The organism is Nonomuraea sp. NPDC003709, assembly GCF_040610775.1.
Classification (GTDB): domain Bacteria; phylum Actinomycetota; class Actinomycetes; order Streptosporangiales; family Streptosporangiaceae; genus Nonomuraea; species Nonomuraea angiospora_A.
This window is the reverse complement of the sequence record NZ_JBEXMW010000006.1, coordinates 372,240-386,767: the sequence shown is the minus strand read 5'-3', so window position 1 is coordinate 386,767 and position 14,528 is coordinate 372,240. Positions and strand designations below refer to the sequence as shown.

15 protein-coding genes are annotated in these 14,528 nt (G+C 71.7%); 8 read left to right on the top strand and 7 right to left on the bottom strand.

Features of this window, described 5'->3' with window-relative positions; genetic code table 11:
* Positions 1-126: 126 nt before the first annotated feature.
* Positions 127-738 carry a methyltransferase domain-containing protein gene (locus tag ABZX61_RS21085; RefSeq protein WP_355196807.1) on the top strand — a complete coding sequence of 204 codons (612 nt, stop codon included), beginning with the start codon at positions 127-129 and terminating at the stop codon, positions 736-738.
* On the opposite strand, the gene ABZX61_RS21080 is transcribed toward ABZX61_RS21085, so the two are convergent.
* Positions 735-2,261, bottom strand: a complete 1,527-nt coding sequence (locus ABZX61_RS21080; RefSeq protein ID WP_355196805.1) for a hypothetical protein — start codon at positions 2,259-2,261, stop codon at positions 735-737. The genes ABZX61_RS21085 and ABZX61_RS21080 overlap by 4 nt on opposite strands.
* Before the next feature lie 151 nt (positions 2,262-2,412).
* Here ABZX61_RS21080 and ABZX61_RS21075 point away from each other — a divergent pair, with 151 nt between their 5' ends.
* Both ABZX61_RS21075 and ABZX61_RS21070 read left to right on the top strand, forming a co-directional pair.
* Positions 2,413-3,075 carry a response regulator transcription factor gene (locus ABZX61_RS21075; RefSeq protein ID WP_355196803.1) on the top strand — a complete coding sequence of 221 codons (663 nt, stop codon included), beginning with the start codon at positions 2,413-2,415 and terminating at the stop codon, positions 3,073-3,075.
* Positions 3,072-4,175: a HAMP domain-containing sensor histidine kinase gene (locus ABZX61_RS21070; RefSeq protein ID WP_355196802.1), complete on the top strand. Its 1,104-nt coding sequence runs from the start codon at positions 3,072-3,074 to the stop codon at positions 4,173-4,175. The genes ABZX61_RS21075 and ABZX61_RS21070 overlap by 4 nt, the downstream gene beginning before the upstream one ends.
* On the opposite strand, the gene ABZX61_RS21065 is transcribed toward ABZX61_RS21070, so the two are convergent.
* From ABZX61_RS21065 to ABZX61_RS21045, 5 genes are all read right to left on the bottom strand, one after another.
* Positions 4,144-5,307, bottom strand: a complete 1,164-nt coding sequence (locus ABZX61_RS21065) for a DUF418 domain-containing protein (protein WP_355196800.1) — start codon at positions 5,305-5,307, stop codon at positions 4,144-4,146. The two genes, ABZX61_RS21070 and ABZX61_RS21065, sit on opposite strands and share 32 nt — an antisense overlap.
* A gap of 91 nt (positions 5,308-5,398) precedes the next feature.
* Positions 5,399-7,105 (bottom strand): SpoIIE family protein phosphatase, encoded by a 1,707-nt coding sequence (locus ABZX61_RS21060; protein ID WP_355196798.1) that lies wholly within the window; start codon positions 7,103-7,105, stop codon positions 5,399-5,401.
* A 154-nt stretch (positions 7,106-7,259) separates the two neighbouring features.
* Positions 7,260-7,622: a hypothetical protein gene (locus ABZX61_RS21055; protein ID WP_350730866.1), complete on the bottom strand. Its 363-nt coding sequence runs from the start codon at positions 7,620-7,622 to the stop codon at positions 7,260-7,262.
* 211 nt (positions 7,623-7,833) lie between these two features.
* A complete protein-coding gene (locus ABZX61_RS21050) occupies positions 7,834-9,003 on the bottom strand; it encodes an MFS transporter (protein WP_355196796.1) in 1,170 nt (389 codons plus the stop codon).
* Between the two features lie 175 nt (positions 9,004-9,178).
* Complete coding sequence (locus tag ABZX61_RS21045; protein ID WP_355196795.1) at positions 9,179-9,643, bottom strand: MarR family transcriptional regulator; 465 nt, start codon at positions 9,641-9,643, stop codon at positions 9,179-9,181.
* 81 nt (positions 9,644-9,724) lie between these two features.
* Between ABZX61_RS21045 and ABZX61_RS21040 the strand changes: the two genes are divergently transcribed.
* Together ABZX61_RS21040 and ABZX61_RS21035 are read left to right on the top strand one after the other, a co-directional pair.
* The gene (locus ABZX61_RS21040; RefSeq protein ID WP_355196793.1) at positions 9,725-10,105 is read left to right on the top strand and encodes an ester cyclase; all 381 of its coding nucleotides are present in this window, start codon (positions 9,725-9,727) and stop codon (positions 10,103-10,105) included.
* Positions 10,106-10,176: 71 nt separating this feature from the next.
* Positions 10,177-10,398 (top strand): hypothetical protein, encoded by a 222-nt coding sequence (locus tag ABZX61_RS21035; protein WP_355196791.1) that lies wholly within the window; start codon positions 10,177-10,179, stop codon positions 10,396-10,398.
* A gap of 73 nt (positions 10,399-10,471) precedes the next feature.
* On the opposite strand, the gene ABZX61_RS21030 is transcribed toward ABZX61_RS21035, so the two are convergent.
* Positions 10,472-12,553, bottom strand: coding sequence for a hypothetical protein (locus ABZX61_RS21030; protein ID WP_355196789.1), 2,082 nt, complete (start codon positions 12,551-12,553; stop codon positions 10,472-10,474).
* Positions 12,554-12,697: 144 nt separating this feature from the next.
* Between ABZX61_RS21030 and ABZX61_RS21025 the strand changes: the two genes are divergently transcribed.
* From ABZX61_RS21025 to ABZX61_RS21015, 3 genes are all read left to right on the top strand, one after another.
* The gene (locus ABZX61_RS21025; protein WP_350730855.1) at positions 12,698-13,081 is read left to right on the top strand and encodes a hypothetical protein; all 384 of its coding nucleotides are present in this window, start codon (positions 12,698-12,700) and stop codon (positions 13,079-13,081) included.
* 272 nt (positions 13,082-13,353) lie between these two features.
* Complete coding sequence (locus tag ABZX61_RS21020; RefSeq protein WP_350730854.1) at positions 13,354-14,106, top strand: rod shape-determining protein; 753 nt, start codon at positions 13,354-13,356, stop codon at positions 14,104-14,106.
* Between the two features lie 31 nt (positions 14,107-14,137).
* Positions 14,138-14,479 carry a TraR/DksA family transcriptional regulator gene (locus ABZX61_RS21015; protein ID WP_350730853.1) on the top strand — a complete coding sequence of 114 codons (342 nt, stop codon included), beginning with the start codon at positions 14,138-14,140 and terminating at the stop codon, positions 14,477-14,479.
* The last annotated feature ends 49 nt before the right edge of the window (positions 14,480-14,528 follow it).

The window sequence follows — 14,528 nt, the reverse complement described above, 5'->3', positions numbered from 1 at the left end:
CGACGTACAGATGCCGGCCGTCGGGGGCCGGCCAGTAGCACGGCCGCTCACCCATTTGACTTCAAGCGCACTTGAAGTCGTTGACTGGCGATCATGCAGACAGCAGGCACATCTCTCAAGCAACGCGTGATCAGGTACTTGGTGGGCCAGGCGCACCACCCCCGGGGCATCGTCGGTTGGGCGAACGGCCAGATGTTCGCTCATCGTCCCTCCAACCGGCAGCGCAACATCTGGGCGGTGTCGTTGCTGGACGTGCAGCCCACTGACCGGGTGCTCGAGATCGGCTTCGGCCCCGGCATCGCCATCGCCGAGTTCGCCCGGCGCGCCACCCGGGGCCACGTCTTCGGCGTCGACCACTCGCAGGCCATGGTCCGGCAGGCCACCCGTCGCAACGCCGCGGCTGTCCGCGCCCACCGCGTGCACCTCACGCACGCCTCCGTGGAGCAACTGCCGAGCTTCGGCGAGCCGCTCGACGCCATCCTCGCCGTCAACTCCGTGGGCTTCTGGCCCGACCCGGTGGAACGGCTGAGCGAGCTGCGCCGCCTGCTCCGCCCCGGAGGACGCATCGCGCTCGTCAGCCAGCCCCGCTGCCCCGGTGCCACCCGGGACACCACCGTCCGGGCCGCCCAAGAGCTCCAGGACCTGCTCACCCAGGCCGGCTTCACCCATCTGCGGGTCGAGACCCTCGAACTCGACCCGCCCGTTGCCTGCGTGCTGGCCGACAATCCGCCCTCTTAGGTGAGCGGAACCTGACCTGGCACCTTCCTGCGGCGTACGGCGATCGCCACCCCAAGGGCGATGGCCGCATAGCCGCAGGTCACGGCCAGCCCTGCCCACGGCGGGAGCGGGTAGTAGCCCCCGATCAGCGACGGGTCCACGTCCACATGCGCGAACGTGGGGACGCTCTGCGTGATCGCGAACCCGGCGGCAGGGGTGATCATCAGCAGCCATGGCGCCAGGCCCGCGGTCGCCAGCAGGTAGGGCACGACGACCAGCGCGATGGCCAGCCCGATGGCGACGACGCCCCGCTTGACCAGCGCCGCGAGGCCCAGCGCCAGCACGGCGGCGGCCGCGGTCAGGGCCGCGAAGCCGACGATCACCCGCAACTCGGTCGCCAGGGTGAGCGGCTGGATCGGGTTCTGATTGGCGCGCAACATCGCCAGGCCGACGGGGATCACGACCCCTGAGGCCACCAGCCCCGTCACGAACGCGACCGCGCCGACCACCACGGCCTTGGCCGCCAGCAGCCGCGCCGGATGAGGGGCGGCCGGCGGGCCGGTCCTGATCAGCCCGCGCCGGTGTTCCGCCGTGAAGAAGGTGACCGCCCCCACGAGTACCGGGATCAGCCCCACGGCCCCGCCGATCAGCATGAGGTCGGCGCGCAGGCCGCCCTCTACGGTGGCGGGCCCGATGTCACCGCCCCCGGTCACGATGAGCTTGTCGCCGGACTCGACGACCCCGCCCGGGTGATGCGGGGTCTTGCCGTCGGACTCCATGGAGACGCCGACGTCGTCGCGGCGCCACGAACCGTTCGCGCCCTGCAGCGTGATCTGGTCGAAGGTGGCGGTGGCCTGGGCGAAGGCCTTCGCCATGGTCCACAAGGCGCCTGGTGAGGTGGCGAACATCCCGATCTCGACCGTCTCCGGCAGCCCGGTCAGCTTGACCGTGCTGACCTCGGTCCAGGCCTTGCCGTCGTCCGACTCGTAGCCGGTGACGGTGTCGCCCGCCCTGGTCAGCCGCAGCCACTGGGGGCCGTTGTGCGGACCGCCGGGCACGTCGTGGGTGAAGTTGTACTGCATCCGCACGCCGTGATCTCCGGTGAGCATGACGGCGGCGTACGGTGTGCCCTCCTTGAGGCTCTGCCTGACGAGGAGCCCGGCCTTCGCCCACGGCACCACTCCCTCCTTGATGTTGCGCACCCCGGGTACGGCGTCCGGCAGCCGGATCTGCCCGGTCATGTCCGACACGCGGGCGGTGATGCTGCCGTTCCCCTTGAGCGGCTGGTGCACGAAGTAGTACTTGTCCTTCACCGCCGTGCCGTCGGGCCCCACCAGCGGCGCGGGGCAGGGACCCTCCCCCTTCCCGGTCACGCAGGTGGTGCGGGCGCCCCCGGCGATCAGCAGCCCGAGCGACACGGTGACCAGTACGGAGGCCGCCATGGCGAGCGCCCAGCCGCGCGCGGTGCGGAACTTGGTCCACTCCGCGCGCAGCAGCGGCGGGAAACGGTCCTGGCCGGATCGGTGGGGCGTGAATGAACTCATGCCGACGGTTGTACGCGGCACCCGGTTCCAGCAGGGTCGCAGCCGCTGCGACCTGGCTGGAACCGGGCATCTGGCATCGTTGACCCATGGCACCTCGACCCGGCGGCCGGTCCGGCCGCTCAGCCCGCACGACGACCGGCGGTGAACGGCGGTGAGGGTCCTCGTCGTCGAAGACTTCGAGGTCCTCGCCCGCTCCATCGGAACCGGGCTGCGCCGCGAGGGCATGGCCGTCGACGTCGTCCTGGACGGAACCGCGGCCCTCGACCGCCTGGCCGTCACCCGTTACGACGTGGTGATCCTCGACCGCGACCTGCCCGGCGTCCACGGGGACGAGATCTGCCGGCGACTGGCCCACGGCCGCTGTGAGACCCGCGTACTGATGCTCACCGCCTCCGGCACGATCGAGGACCGCGTCGACGGGCTCAGCCTCGGCGCCGACGACTATCTGCCCAAGCCGTTCGCGTTCGCCGAACTGGTCGCCCGCGTCCGTGCCCTGGCCCGCCGCGCCACCCCGCCGCTGCCGCCCACCCTGGCCTGCGGGGACATCACCCTCGATCCGGCCCGCCGTATCGCGTTCCGGGCCGGTCGGCGCCTGGAGCTGAGCCCCAGGGAGTTCGCCCTGCTCGAATGCCTGCTCGCCGTGCCCGGCGTGGTCATCTCCGCCGAGGAGCTGCTCGAACGCGTCTGGGACGAGGCCGCCGACCCCTTCAGCAGCGCCGTCAAGCACACCATGCACCGGTTGCGGGCCAAGCTCGGCGACCCGCCCGTGATCGAGACCATCCGCGAAGGCGGCTACCGCATCGGATCGTCATGACCTCCCCGCAACTCGCCAGAAGGTCCTTGCAGACGCGGCTCGCGCTGGCTTACGCGGCGGGCATCTACGCCGCCGGGGTCTTCGTGCTCATCTTCGTAGATGTCCCGCTCGCCGGCATCCACGCGGCCAAACCTGTAGGTCAGTCCTCCACAGGCGCGATCACCGAAACCGGGTCCGGGATCAGCCTGCCCCAGCTCCTCATGGGATCCGCCGTCGCCCTGGTCATTCTCATTCCCGTCGCCTTGGCTCTCGGCTGGTACGTCGCCGGCCGGTTCCTGCATCCGCTGCGCGCCATCACCTCCACCGCCAAGGTCATCTCCGCCGGGAACCTCCACCGGCGCCTCGACCTCGGCGAGCCCACGGACGAGCTGACCGAGCTCGGCCACACCCTCGACGACCTGTTCGCCCGCCTGCAAGCGTCCTTCGACGCCCAACGGCACTTCGTCGCCAACGCCTCCCACGAGCTGCGCACCCCCCTCGCCGGCCTGCGTACCCTCCTCGAAGTCGCCCTCGCCGACCCCGACGCCGACACCGACACCCTGCGTTCGGCCTGCCAGGAGGCCCTGGCTCTCGGCGGACATCAGGAGCGGCTCGTCCAGGCGCTGCTCGCGCTGGCCACCAGCGAGCGCGGCGTCACCCGCTGGGACACCCTCGACCTCGCCCACGTCGTCGAAGGAGTGCTCGCCTCCCGCCGCGACCGAGCAACCGAGACGGGCATCGACCTCGCCGAACACCTGACGCCCGCGGTGACGGCCGGGGACCCGAGGCTGATCGAAAGCCTCGTCGCCAACCTCATCGACAACGCCATCCGCCACAACCACGCGGACGGGCAGGTGAAGGTCACCACGCAGACCTCCGGCACGCAGGTGGCCCTGACGGTCACCAACAGCGGGCCGGTCATCCCCGACGACCAGATCCAGCGCCTCTTCCAACCCTTCCAGAAACTGGCGCCCGATCGAAACGGCCGCCACGATGGCTACGGTCTCGGCCTCGCCATCGTCAATGCCGTCACCCGAGCTCACCACGCCACCCTCACCACCCGCGCACGCCCCGAAGGCGGCCTGGCCGTCACCGTGCGGTTCGCCAGTCCCCGTTGGTGACGCGGCGCAGGACGTACTCGACCGGTCCATAGCGGTGCGTACGCAGCCAGCGCGCGCTCAGCCAGAGCAGGACCGTGTAGATCGCCAGGGCCACGCCCATCACGGCGAGCGGCGACAGTTTGCCCGCCAGCGCCAGGCCGTACCCGGTGAAGACCAGGCAGCACAGCACCGACTGCCCGACGTAGTTGGAGGCCGCCACCCGTCCGGCGGGGGACAGCGCGCGCCCGGCGGCGGGGAAACGCCGGATCACCCGCAGCAGGGTCACCACGTACGCGGCGGCCAGCAGGATCGAGGTCACTGTGGACACCGCCATGCCGGCCAGCTCCCACGTGCCTCCCGCACCGGCCGTCAGCGCGAGCAGGATCCCGCCGGGCAGGCCGAGGCCGAAGCCGATCCACTGGACGCGCGGCGCGAGATGCCACCACCGCCCGGTCTCCTCCAGCAGCCTGGACCTGCCCGCCGCCAGCCCGAACAGGAACATGGCCAGCGCCATCGGCCCCTGGAAGATCCAGACCATCGCGACGAGCGGCGGGTAGAGCTCCAGTTGCAGGGTCAGCACGTCGAGCGGGCTGCCGGTGGCCAGGGCCAGCGTGTGGGCCGCCGCCGCGGTGTCGGCCACCGGAGCCTGGCCGGCCGTCGGGTCGAGGGTGGACAGCCACGCCAGCCCGGTCCACAGCAGGGCCAGCACGCCGACGATGACCGATCCGGTCACGACGGCGGTCTTCGGCCTGATGTTACGCAGCGCGAGCAGGAGCAGGCCGAGCATGGCGTACAGGGTGAGGATGTCCCCGATCCACAGCAGGATCCCGTGTGCCAGGCCGATCACGAACAGGCCCAGGCACCTGCGCAGCGTCCTGGCCCGCACGCTCGCGCCCGCCCGCTCCGCCGAGCGCATCTGCAGCGTGAACGAGTAGCCGAACAGGAACGAGAAGATGATGTAGAACTTGGTCAGCACGAGGGCGGTGATGACCGTGGCCACGGGCCCGTCGGGGATGGGCACGGTGCCGTTGATCGCGTAACCGGGGTCGGCGAAGAAGCCGATGTTGGCCACCAGGATGCCCGCGAGCGCGAAACCGCGCACCACGTCGATCTCGTGGACCCGGCCGGCGAGCGGCGTGCTCACTTGTGTCATGGACCTGAAGCTACGGACGGCCTGCCTGCCAGGGCATCCGACCTTGGTCTGCCTCCGGGCGACTAAAGCAGCACGGGTGTCGCTCTCCGTCTCAGGGGTGGTCCGGGATGCGCACCGTGAGCAGGGCGACGTCGTCGTCGTTGTCCGCGGGGCGGACGCGGTCGATGAGTACGTCGCCCAGCGAGGCGACGGGCCGCTGGGCCATCGAGGCGGCGTACCGGCTCAACCGGGACATCCCCTCGTCCAGCGTCCGGGTCGGGGACTCGATCAGGCCGTCGGTGTAGAGCACCAGCGTGGAGCGGGGCGGCAGGTCGGCGGTGGCGTCGACGCGGACGGTGGGGATGCCGGTGCCCAGGAGCAGGTCCTGGCCCTCCTCCAGGAAGCGGGTCCGCCCGTCCCGCTCCACCAGCAGCGGCGGCGGGTGGCCCGCGTTGGTCCAGCGCAGCCGCCATCCGCCGTCGTCGCGGCGCTCCAGCCGGGCGAGGACGGCGGTGGCCATCGTGGTCTCGGCCATGCGGGCCACCGCCTGGTCGAGCCGGTCCACGATGACGCTGGGCGGATCCTGGCCCGCGCCGGCGTAGGCGCGCAGCATGTTGCAGACCTGCGCCATGCCGGCGGCGGCGTCTAGGTCGTGGCCGACCACGTCGCCGATCACCAGGGCGGTCGCGCCGTCGGGCAGGACGAAGGAGTCGTACCAGTCGCCGCCGACCTGCGAGGCGTGGGGCGCGGGCCGGTAGGAGGCGCTCATCTCCAGCCCGGGCACCGACGGCAGCTTGGGGAGCAGGTGGCGCTGCATGGTCTCGGCGACCCGCCGCTGCCGCTCGTACAGGCGGGCGTTGTCCAGCGCCAGGCCCGCCCGGCGGGCGATGTCCTCCACCAGCAGCAGGTCGGCGGTCGTGAACGCCGCCGGCTGCCCGGAACGTCCCAGCGTCAGGGCCCCGACCACGTCCCGCACGCCGCGGATCGGCGCGATGCACGCCGAGTGCATGCCCGTCACCCGGAACAGCTCCTGCTGGGCGACCGCGATACCCGAGTCGGGAAGCCCCTGGTAGGTCTCCGGGCTCACGAGCGTGGCGGTGACTCCGCGCAGCGCCCGCGACAGGGGCATCGGCGACTCCTGGGGAACGGGCGGCATCGGCCCCTCCAGGTCGTCCCGGTACGTCAGGAGACCGCCCCCGAAGTGGGCGACGGCGGCCCGCGACACCCCGCCCTCCTCGGTGAGCAGGTCGACCACCGCCCAGTCCGCCAGCAGGGGCAGGACCAGGCGTACGAGCTGGCGCAGCGTCTCGTCCACGTCCAGGCTGGCGGTGAGCGTCGTGGTCGTCTCCGCGAGCAGGGCCAGCCGGTCGAGCTGCGACATCGAGGCCGTGGCGCCGGCCGTCTCGTACGGGGCCGGCGCGGGTGACTCGTGGAAGAGCACCAGCGCTCCCGTCCTGCCCTCCTCGAGCCGGCAGGGGGTGACCATCCAGGAGACCCGCATCAGCACGCCGTCGCCGCGTTCGAACCATTCCCCTTCACCCTGCGCGCTGCCGCCCACGATGAGGGGCTGCCGCATCGCGCACCGGCTGCGCGGCAGGGGCTCGCCGTACTTGCCCCGGTGCAGCAGGTCGTGCGCGTCCCGGCCCAGCAGCTCCTCGGCGGGGCGGCCCAGCAGCCGTTCGGCCCGGGCGGTGACCTCCACGATCCGCCCGCGGTCGTCCACCACGTACGCCCCCGCGTCGGAGAGGTCGGGCAGGCGGCACAGCCGCTTGCCGTCGGCCGTCCACGATGCCCCGGTATCGCCGGCTGGCACGTTCATGGACGGCGCTCCTTCCCTGGTACCGGTGACCTGCTTCGTCACAGGAAGCCTAGAGGAACGCGGCATATGCCCGACAAACGTCGTCACGCGCCGTCAGGCCCCGGGCATGGGCCGGCCCCGGCCGACGGACGACCGGGGCCGGGTGCGCCGGACGTCAGTCGGCGCAGATCGCGAAGACGCTGATGCCGACGTCGTTGTAGCCGTCCTGACGGCCGATGCCGATCCAGCCGCGGCCGTCATCGGTGGGGAAGGACCCGACCAGGATCGCCCTGTTGCCGCGGGCCTCGGCGCCGCCGCCGAGGACCCTCTTGTTGCCGGGGCAGAAGAGCGTGCGGCGCTGGAAGTTGGGGACGTTGGCGTTGGGGAGGGTGACGAGCTGGTAGCCGGGCGGGAGAGCCGACAGGTGGGCGGCCGCCTGGACCGGTGCGGCCGCCTGGCTGGCGGCGGCGGTCGTCGTCAGACACGCCCCCGCCGCGATGACGGTGAGGGGGAGGGTCAGGAACCACTTCGACTGCATCGTTCTCCTTCTGTCCTGTCCCCAGACGGCCACGACTCCGGGCAGCGCGCGGCACGCCGGCGGTTGCGCGCACTGAGAGTGGTGGTCTGATCACGGGGGGCAAAGGTTCTGACACGATGAGTATCGGTGCTATTACTTACCGTGTCCATGCGTATCTGTGTTCGGGTGCGGTGAACGTTGCAGGTTCCCGTCCTTGAGGCGGTCGAACATCTCAGTCGTCGTGGGCGATGAGCATGAGCTGCCGCCACAGCAGCACCACGAACACCGCGGAACCAGCGAAGGCGAACCAGAAAGGCGCCGCGACGCCGAAGCGGGTGGCCAGGACGCCGCCGATCAGCGAGCCGACCACCAGGCCGGCGTAGACGCAGATGGCATTGACGCTGCCCACCCGGCCCTGGAGTTCGCGCGGGACCGCGCGCTGGCGGACGGTGACCGAGGTCGTGCCCCAGATGAACGCGTGCGCGCCGAAGGCCAGGAAGATACCCCCGGCGACCCACGGCGAATGGGTCAGGGCCAGGCCCAGGTGGGTGAACGTCTCGATGATGAGTCCGATCCGCATCAGGGCGCCGAGGCTCACCTTGCGGGTGATGGCCCCGTACAGGCCGGTGCCGATCAAACCGCCGATCCCGCCGATGGTGGTCATCAGGCCGAAGCCGATGGCGCCGAGGCCGAGCTGCTCCTGGGTGTACAGGACGAGAACAGACCAGGCGGCGCCGAACGTGAAGTTGAAGATCAGGATGGTGAGCGCCAGCGTGCGGACCGCCGCGTGCTGGACGGTCCAGGTGAACCCGGCGATGAGCTCCCGTACGGTGTTGGGCCTGGGATCGTCGGCCTGCCGGCCGTGCGGCGGCAACGTGATCCGGGAGACCAGCACGATCCCCGCCACCACCAGGAGCAGCTGGCTCGCGAACGGCCAGGTCAAGCCGAGGCCGAACAGGGCCGCGCCGATCGGCGGCCCGGCGAGCTGGTTGAGCGTGATGAATCCCGTGCCCAGGCGGGCGTTGGCGATGACGAGATCGTCCTTGCCGACCATCATGGGCGTCAGCGTGGCCGTCGCGTTGTCGGCGAACACCTCGGCGATCGACCGGAGCGTGAGCGCGACCAGCGCCGTCGCCACGGTCACGGTGCCGGTCACCATGAGCGCGACGAGCGCCGCCAGCACCACGGCCCGCACCGCGTTCGCGACGAGGACGATCCTGCGCCGGTTGTACCGATCCGACAGCACCCCCGCGTACAGGCTGAACATCAGCGGCGGCGCCCAGCTCACCAGAGCTGACAGCGAAATCATCAGCGGGTCGCGGGTCAACGTCGCGATCAGCAGTGGGCCCGCGGCGGCCGCGACCCCGTCACCGAGATTTGTCAGCCAGCTCGAGGCCAGCAACCATCGGAATCCTGTCCCCAGCCGGGCAGGCAGTACTCGCTCAACCACTGTGATCACGAGCGCAAAACCATACGTTGCGAGGGTATTTGCGGCAACGCGTTTTCCCGTCTACGCGCTGTGTGTGGGGTCACCCGCGCCCGGCGGTGTTCGGACACATCCGGTTGCGTCCCTGATGTCACTCGGCGCGCATGCGCCCGACCTCTGACTGGAAGACCCCCTCCGTCCTGTCCAGGAAGTCGGCGATCAGCTCCAGTTGCTCGTCGGTGTAGCCGTCCATTGCGCCGCGCCACGCCCGTACGAACGGGGCGAACACCGGGCCGATCACCTGCGCGGCCTCCTGGGTCTGGAGCGTCACCACGACCTTGCGGCGGTCGACGCGGTCGCGCTCGCGCCGTACGTACCCCACCGCCTCGAGCCTGTCGATCACTCCGGTGACGGACGCGGTCGTGATGCTCGCGCGCCTGGCCAGCTCGCTCGCCGTCAGCGGGCCGTCGCTGAGCAGGTTGAGGCAGTGGAGGTCGGTGGTGTTGACGCCGATCCGCTCTGCGGCGCCCTGGCTCATCGCCACCGACAGCGCGTTGGTACGGCGCAGCGCGTCGAGCAGCTGGGCCACGAGCTCGGCACGCCTTGACATCGCCATCCAAACTCCTTAGCGTTCCAAGTGTCTAGGAAAACTAGAGATATGGTTCTCTAGTGACTAGCCTACCGGAAGGACGGCACGATGAAGGATGTCATCAAGCGCTTCTACGACGAGGTGCTCAACGCCGGCGACCTCGACGTCGCCGACGAGATCGTCGGCCCCGGCTTCGCGCCCCGGGGCGGCGAGGTCGCCGGCCCCGAAGCGCTCAAACAGGTCGCCCGCTACCTCCGCTCGGCGCTGCCCGACCTGCGCTTCGACATCGAGGACCTGATCGCCGAAGGCGACCGGGTGGCCACCCGGTGGACGTTACGGGGCACGCACGAGGGGGACTTCTTCGGTTTCCCGCCCACCGGCAAGCCGCTGGAGGTGCGCGCCTGCGTCATCTTCCGCATGGAGAACGGCAAGGTGGCCGAGATCTGGCCGGTCATCGACTCCAACTCCCTCGTGGCCGCGAGGCGATGACGTTCTCCGACGGGCAGCGCTCTCATGTCCACCATATGGAACCGAACGCGACGCGCGGACACAGACGAGTCGTGAGCACTGATCTCGAATTGTGGTCCCGCGTGGCCAAGGGGGACAGCGAGGCCTCCGTGGTGTTCCTGGAGGCGTGGCGGCGGCGCGGCGAGGTGCGGATCAGCCACGAAAGCGCACTGCCCTGGCTGCTCGGCGTCGCCAACAACGTCCTGCGCAATCGACATCGGTCGCTGCGCCGCGGCCCCGTGATGGAGGGCCCGGAGGGCGGCATCGGCGGCTGATCCCGCACGCCGGGGAAGGGGTCTGCTCCCGTTCCGACTGCCTCGGCTCATCTCCGCCGCATCGCGGTCGCGATCATCGCGCATGCCCGCCGACGGCGGTCAGCGCCGCGCGGCAGTGGTCGAGCAACCTCTCGTCCTCGGTGACCTGGGCGGTGCTGTAACCGTCCTCGCGCGCGTTGTGCCGGCGTACGCGGCCCAGTTCGGCGGTCAGCAGCCGGGCCGAGTCCGCCGCGACCGGGCCCAACTCGGCCCAGAGCACGGCGACCTTGCGCCGGGTGTGGACGTTCGTCGTCCACACCCGTTCCAGCACCGGCAGCGCCGGGGCGGGGTCGCCGGTGATCCGCCACAGCGCGTGGGCGGCCGAGAGCACGAGCCAGCCGTACGGGTCCTTGCGGCGGGCCAACCGGCGCAGCCGCGTGGCCTGGGACTTTGTGGCCTGACCCAGTTCGGCCAGGAGGCCGGCCGCGTCGCGCCAGGCGTACTCGCTGTCGTCGTCGAGACACCGGCCCGCGACCGCGAGGGCCGCGTCTGTGGAGCCGTCGACCTGCCACAAGGCCCGGGCGGCCGGCACCGCGAGCCCGAGGTCCGCTGCGGCGGCGGCCCGGCGGAGGACCGGCAGGCATTCCCCGCCATCGGGAGCGATCGCCGCGTGCGCCACGAGCACGGCCGGGGTGATGGGGCCGCCGAGCAGGTCGGGCAGGGCTTCGGCGGCGGCCGGGCCGATCGCGGCGAGCGCGCGGACGACGCTGTCGCGACGGTGATCGTGCGGGTCGTCGGCGGGCAGGTCGCGCAGGCGGCGCAGGAGCAGCGGCATCAGCGGCGCCGCGCGGGGCCCGAACCTGATCACAAGCTCGCCGGCGTCGCGCGGCATCGGCTCGCGATCGAGCGCCCAGGCCAGCATCGGCAGCGCACGCGGGTCACCCGCCCCGCTGAGAGCCCGCAGCGCCGGCGAGACGGTGGGCAGTTCGCGCGACCACTCGATCACCCACGGCAGGTGCGCGTCCGCCTCGGTGTGCGGCAGGGCCCGCCGGCTCGTGGACTCCAGGGCCGCCGCCAGGGCGTCCGCCGCGGGAGCGGTCAGGTCACCCAGATGCTCCAGTACGCCGACCGCCCGCGCTCGCGTGCGCGGGTGCCCATCGCCGATCCGCTCGCCGACCAGACCGATCAGCTCACGGTAGTCACCGCGCCAGCCGTCGACGAGATTGCCCGCCGAGGTCAGGGCGTCCAGGCGACGCTCCCAGTCCTGGGAGCGCAGCAGGCCCGTCAGCAGACGCACCCGCTCGTCCACGCGGTCGCCGAAGGACGCGCTCAGGCCGCGAACGAGTGCGTTTGCTCCGGGGGCCCGCCGGCCTTCGTCGCCCTGTTCGCGTAACCGGCGTACGGCACCGATGAGGGTGCCGGTCTCGAAACCGGCGGGCGCGGTGACTGCCGTACCTGATCCGTACACGGCCGAGAGCATCTCCAACGCGTCGTCGACCTCGGCCACCGGCGGCTCGTCCGGCGCGCCGGGCAGCGAGGTGAGCTCGGCCAGCGCCACCAGCCGGAGCGACAGGTCGGGCTCCGCCGCGACGATCCCCGCCAGCCACTCGCGCAGCGCGGGGTCGACGCCTTCCTCGAACCGCGCCAGCGTGCCGGCGGTACGCACGATCGCGCGCCGTACCTCCTCGTCGGTCTCCTCCGCCAGGCGCCCGGTCAGGCGCGTCAGCGCCGCCCGCCGCCGGCGCGTGCAGGCGGGCAGCACCTCGAGCACCGCCCCGCGCACCCGCGGATCCGCGTCCTCCAACAGCCGCTCCCACAGCGGGTACGCCGCCTCTACCGCCTCGTTGGCCTTCCGGTACGGCCCGGAAAGTTCGGTGGGATCCTCCGCCGAACCCATGCCGGCCAGCAGTTCCACGACACCGGGCCGGCCGGGGAGGTCCGGGCGCTCGGCGATGCGCAACAGAAACGGGATCGCCGCGACCGTGCACGGATAGACGTCGCCCTGGTGGTGCACCGCGCCGTAGATGCCGTCGAGCGCGCTCTCGCGGACGGCGGGGTCGGGGTCGACCAGGTCACGCAGCAGGCCCGGAACCTCGGCGGCGGACCCATAGGCGTGGCGCATGCGCCCCCAGCGAATCTCGTCCAAGCCGGCGAACAGGTCATCCTCGACTGTCATGGGCAGACATCTTGCCAAAAGGTACGAGCCGCGGGCTCCCGCGAGGGCCGCTCGTGGGCATCTGAGCGGCGGAGTTGCGGCCGCACACGCCGCCGGTGATGGCCTGGCATGCCTTTTCCGGTGGTGTGGGCTATGGTCGGCCGTATGACGGGACCGTGGAGAACACCACAAGGGTCCATCGCGCTCGTCGGCGTGATGGCCCTGGTCCTGCTGTCCCTGGTGTCGCTGATGCTGACCAGCGCTTCGGGCAGAGCGAGCGGCGAACCCGTCGTCGTGCAGGGGTCGGCCTCCGGCCCGGCGTGGAGCCTGGGCGGAGGGGACGCCGACCTGTCCAGCCTGCCGCCGCAGGCGAGCGGCGTCCGCGAGCACCACGTACTGTCGCTGTGGCCGCCGATGCGCGGCCAACGCCACGGCGAGCTCGCCCATCTGGCGCTGCTGCCGTCACCGGGCTCGATCGTGGACACGTTCCGCGATCCTCAACAACTGGCGCACCGCACCGCGGGATCGCGCAGCCCGCCGCTCACCTAGCCGACGTCTTCCCCGTTCGGCTCTGCGGCCACGCGCGCCGCGGAGTCTGACCGCGCGCCCGCGCCGTCTGTCGGTGCCGGGTCTCTGCGTGCCGTTGCGCCTGGAGACGTCTGATGACCGTCCCTATGGCAGGAGAAGTGACAGGGGCACCTGTCCCATGCCGCCTTTTCCCTCGACGTCAGCTAGGAGCTGATCATCGTCATGCCGTTTGTTGGATCTCTGTGGCTGGAGCGCTTGCGCGAGCCCGGCCCGGTGGCACGTGGGAGCGCGGGATGAGCCCGATGCGGCGCCTGGTGGCGCTCGACCTGGGCACCGCGCGTACTCGATCGTTGAGCGGGCACGCCATCGCCGACCGGCCGTCGGCGATCATGAGGCGAGCCTCCGGTGTGGCGGATGTGGTGCGGCCCATCCGGCACGGCATGGTGGCCGACCCCGGCGCCTGCGTTCGGCTGGTGCGCCTGGTGTTGCAGGACACCCGGCTCTACGACGGCCGGCCGCCGGCGCGAGTCCTGGCCGGGGTGCCGATCGCGGCGTCGCCGAGCGATCGCCGGGCGGTCCACGCCGCGGTATCCGAGATCGCCGGGTGCGAGGTGACGCTGGTGGAGGAGCCGCTGGCCGCCGCCGTCGGCGTCGGCCTGGACGTCCTCGATCCCCAGCCCTGCCTGGTGCTGGACGTCGGGGCGGGCATCGTCGAGGCCGCGGCCATCGGTGCCGGGGCCGCCGTCGACGCGGCCTCCCTCCAGCTCGGCGCCACCACCGCCGAGGGGCTGCCGCCGTACGCGCTGGAAAGCGTCGTCGAGATGACGGCGGGCCTGCTACGCCGCCTGCCGGCCGCGTCGCGCTCCCGGGGCCTGGTGGTCACCGGCGGCGGCGCTCATCAGGAGCTGCTGCTGAGCCGCCTGCGCACCGCGCTGCGGCTGCGGATCAGCGTGGCGCCCCAGCCGCAGCACGCCACCATCCGCGGCCTGATGCGCCTGTGCCTGCAGCCGGCCCTGGCCGAAGGCCTCGGCCTGCGCGCCCGCTGACGTATTCCGTTCGCAGAAAGGACCTTCCATCATGACCGACAACCACGAGACCCCCCACCTCAGCAGCGTGCAGCTCCAGTCGCTGCGCCAGGACCTGCAGCAGCAGCTGGAGCAGCGCAGGCGGCACCTGGACGGGTTGCGGGTGCAGGAGCAGGAAGGCAGCGGCGCCGACGGCACGTGGCAGGAGCTGGTCATCTCGATCACCGCCGCCGAGCGCGCCGTCGCCGAGCTGTCCCAGGCCTACGACAGGCTGGTGGCCGGCACCTACGGCCGCTGCGCGCGCTGCCAGGCGGCCATCCCGTTCGAACGGCTCAAGGTCCGGCCGCTGGCCCGCAACTGCATCGACTGCCAGCGGCGGCACGAGGCCGCCTGACACCGCGGAAGGGAGCGGGGCAGCCCGCTCCCTTCCACCGACCCGGAGT

Excerpts from the sequence above, each read along its gene's own strand:
- ABZX61_RS21020 (WP_350730854.1), top strand. The coding sequence starts at position 13,354 with ATGAGCCCGATGCGGCGCCTGGTGGCGCTCGACCTGGGCACCGCGCGT.
- ABZX61_RS21040 (WP_355196793.1), top strand. The coding sequence starts at position 9,725 with ATGAAGGATGTCATCAAGCGCTTCTACGACGAGGTGCTCAACGCCGGC.
- ABZX61_RS21060 (WP_355196798.1), bottom strand. The coding sequence starts at position 7,105 with ATGAACGTGCCAGCCGGCGATACCGGGGCATCGTGGACGGCCGACGGC.
- ABZX61_RS21045 (WP_355196795.1), bottom strand. The coding sequence starts at position 9,643 with ATGGCGATGTCAAGGCGTGCCGAGCTCGTGGCCCAGCTGCTCGACGCG.
- ABZX61_RS21015 (WP_350730853.1), top strand. The coding sequence starts at position 14,138 with ATGACCGACAACCACGAGACCCCCCACCTCAGCAGCGTGCAGCTCCAG.
- ABZX61_RS21030 (WP_355196789.1), bottom strand. The coding sequence starts at position 12,553 with ATGACAGTCGAGGATGACCTGTTCGCCGGCTTGGACGAGATTCGCTGG.
- ABZX61_RS21080 (WP_355196805.1), bottom strand. The coding sequence starts at position 2,261 with ATGAGTTCATTCACGCCCCACCGATCCGGCCAGGACCGTTTCCCGCCG.
- ABZX61_RS21065 (WP_355196800.1), bottom strand. The coding sequence starts at position 5,307 with ATGACACAAGTGAGCACGCCGCTCGCCGGCCGGGTCCACGAGATCGAC.
- ABZX61_RS21055 (WP_350730866.1), bottom strand. The coding sequence starts at position 7,622 with ATGCAGTCGAAGTGGTTCCTGACCCTCCCCCTCACCGTCATCGCGGCG.
- ABZX61_RS21070 (WP_355196802.1), top strand. The coding sequence starts at position 3,072 with ATGACCTCCCCGCAACTCGCCAGAAGGTCCTTGCAGACGCGGCTCGCG.
- ABZX61_RS21025 (WP_350730855.1), top strand. The coding sequence starts at position 12,698 with ATGACGGGACCGTGGAGAACACCACAAGGGTCCATCGCGCTCGTCGGC.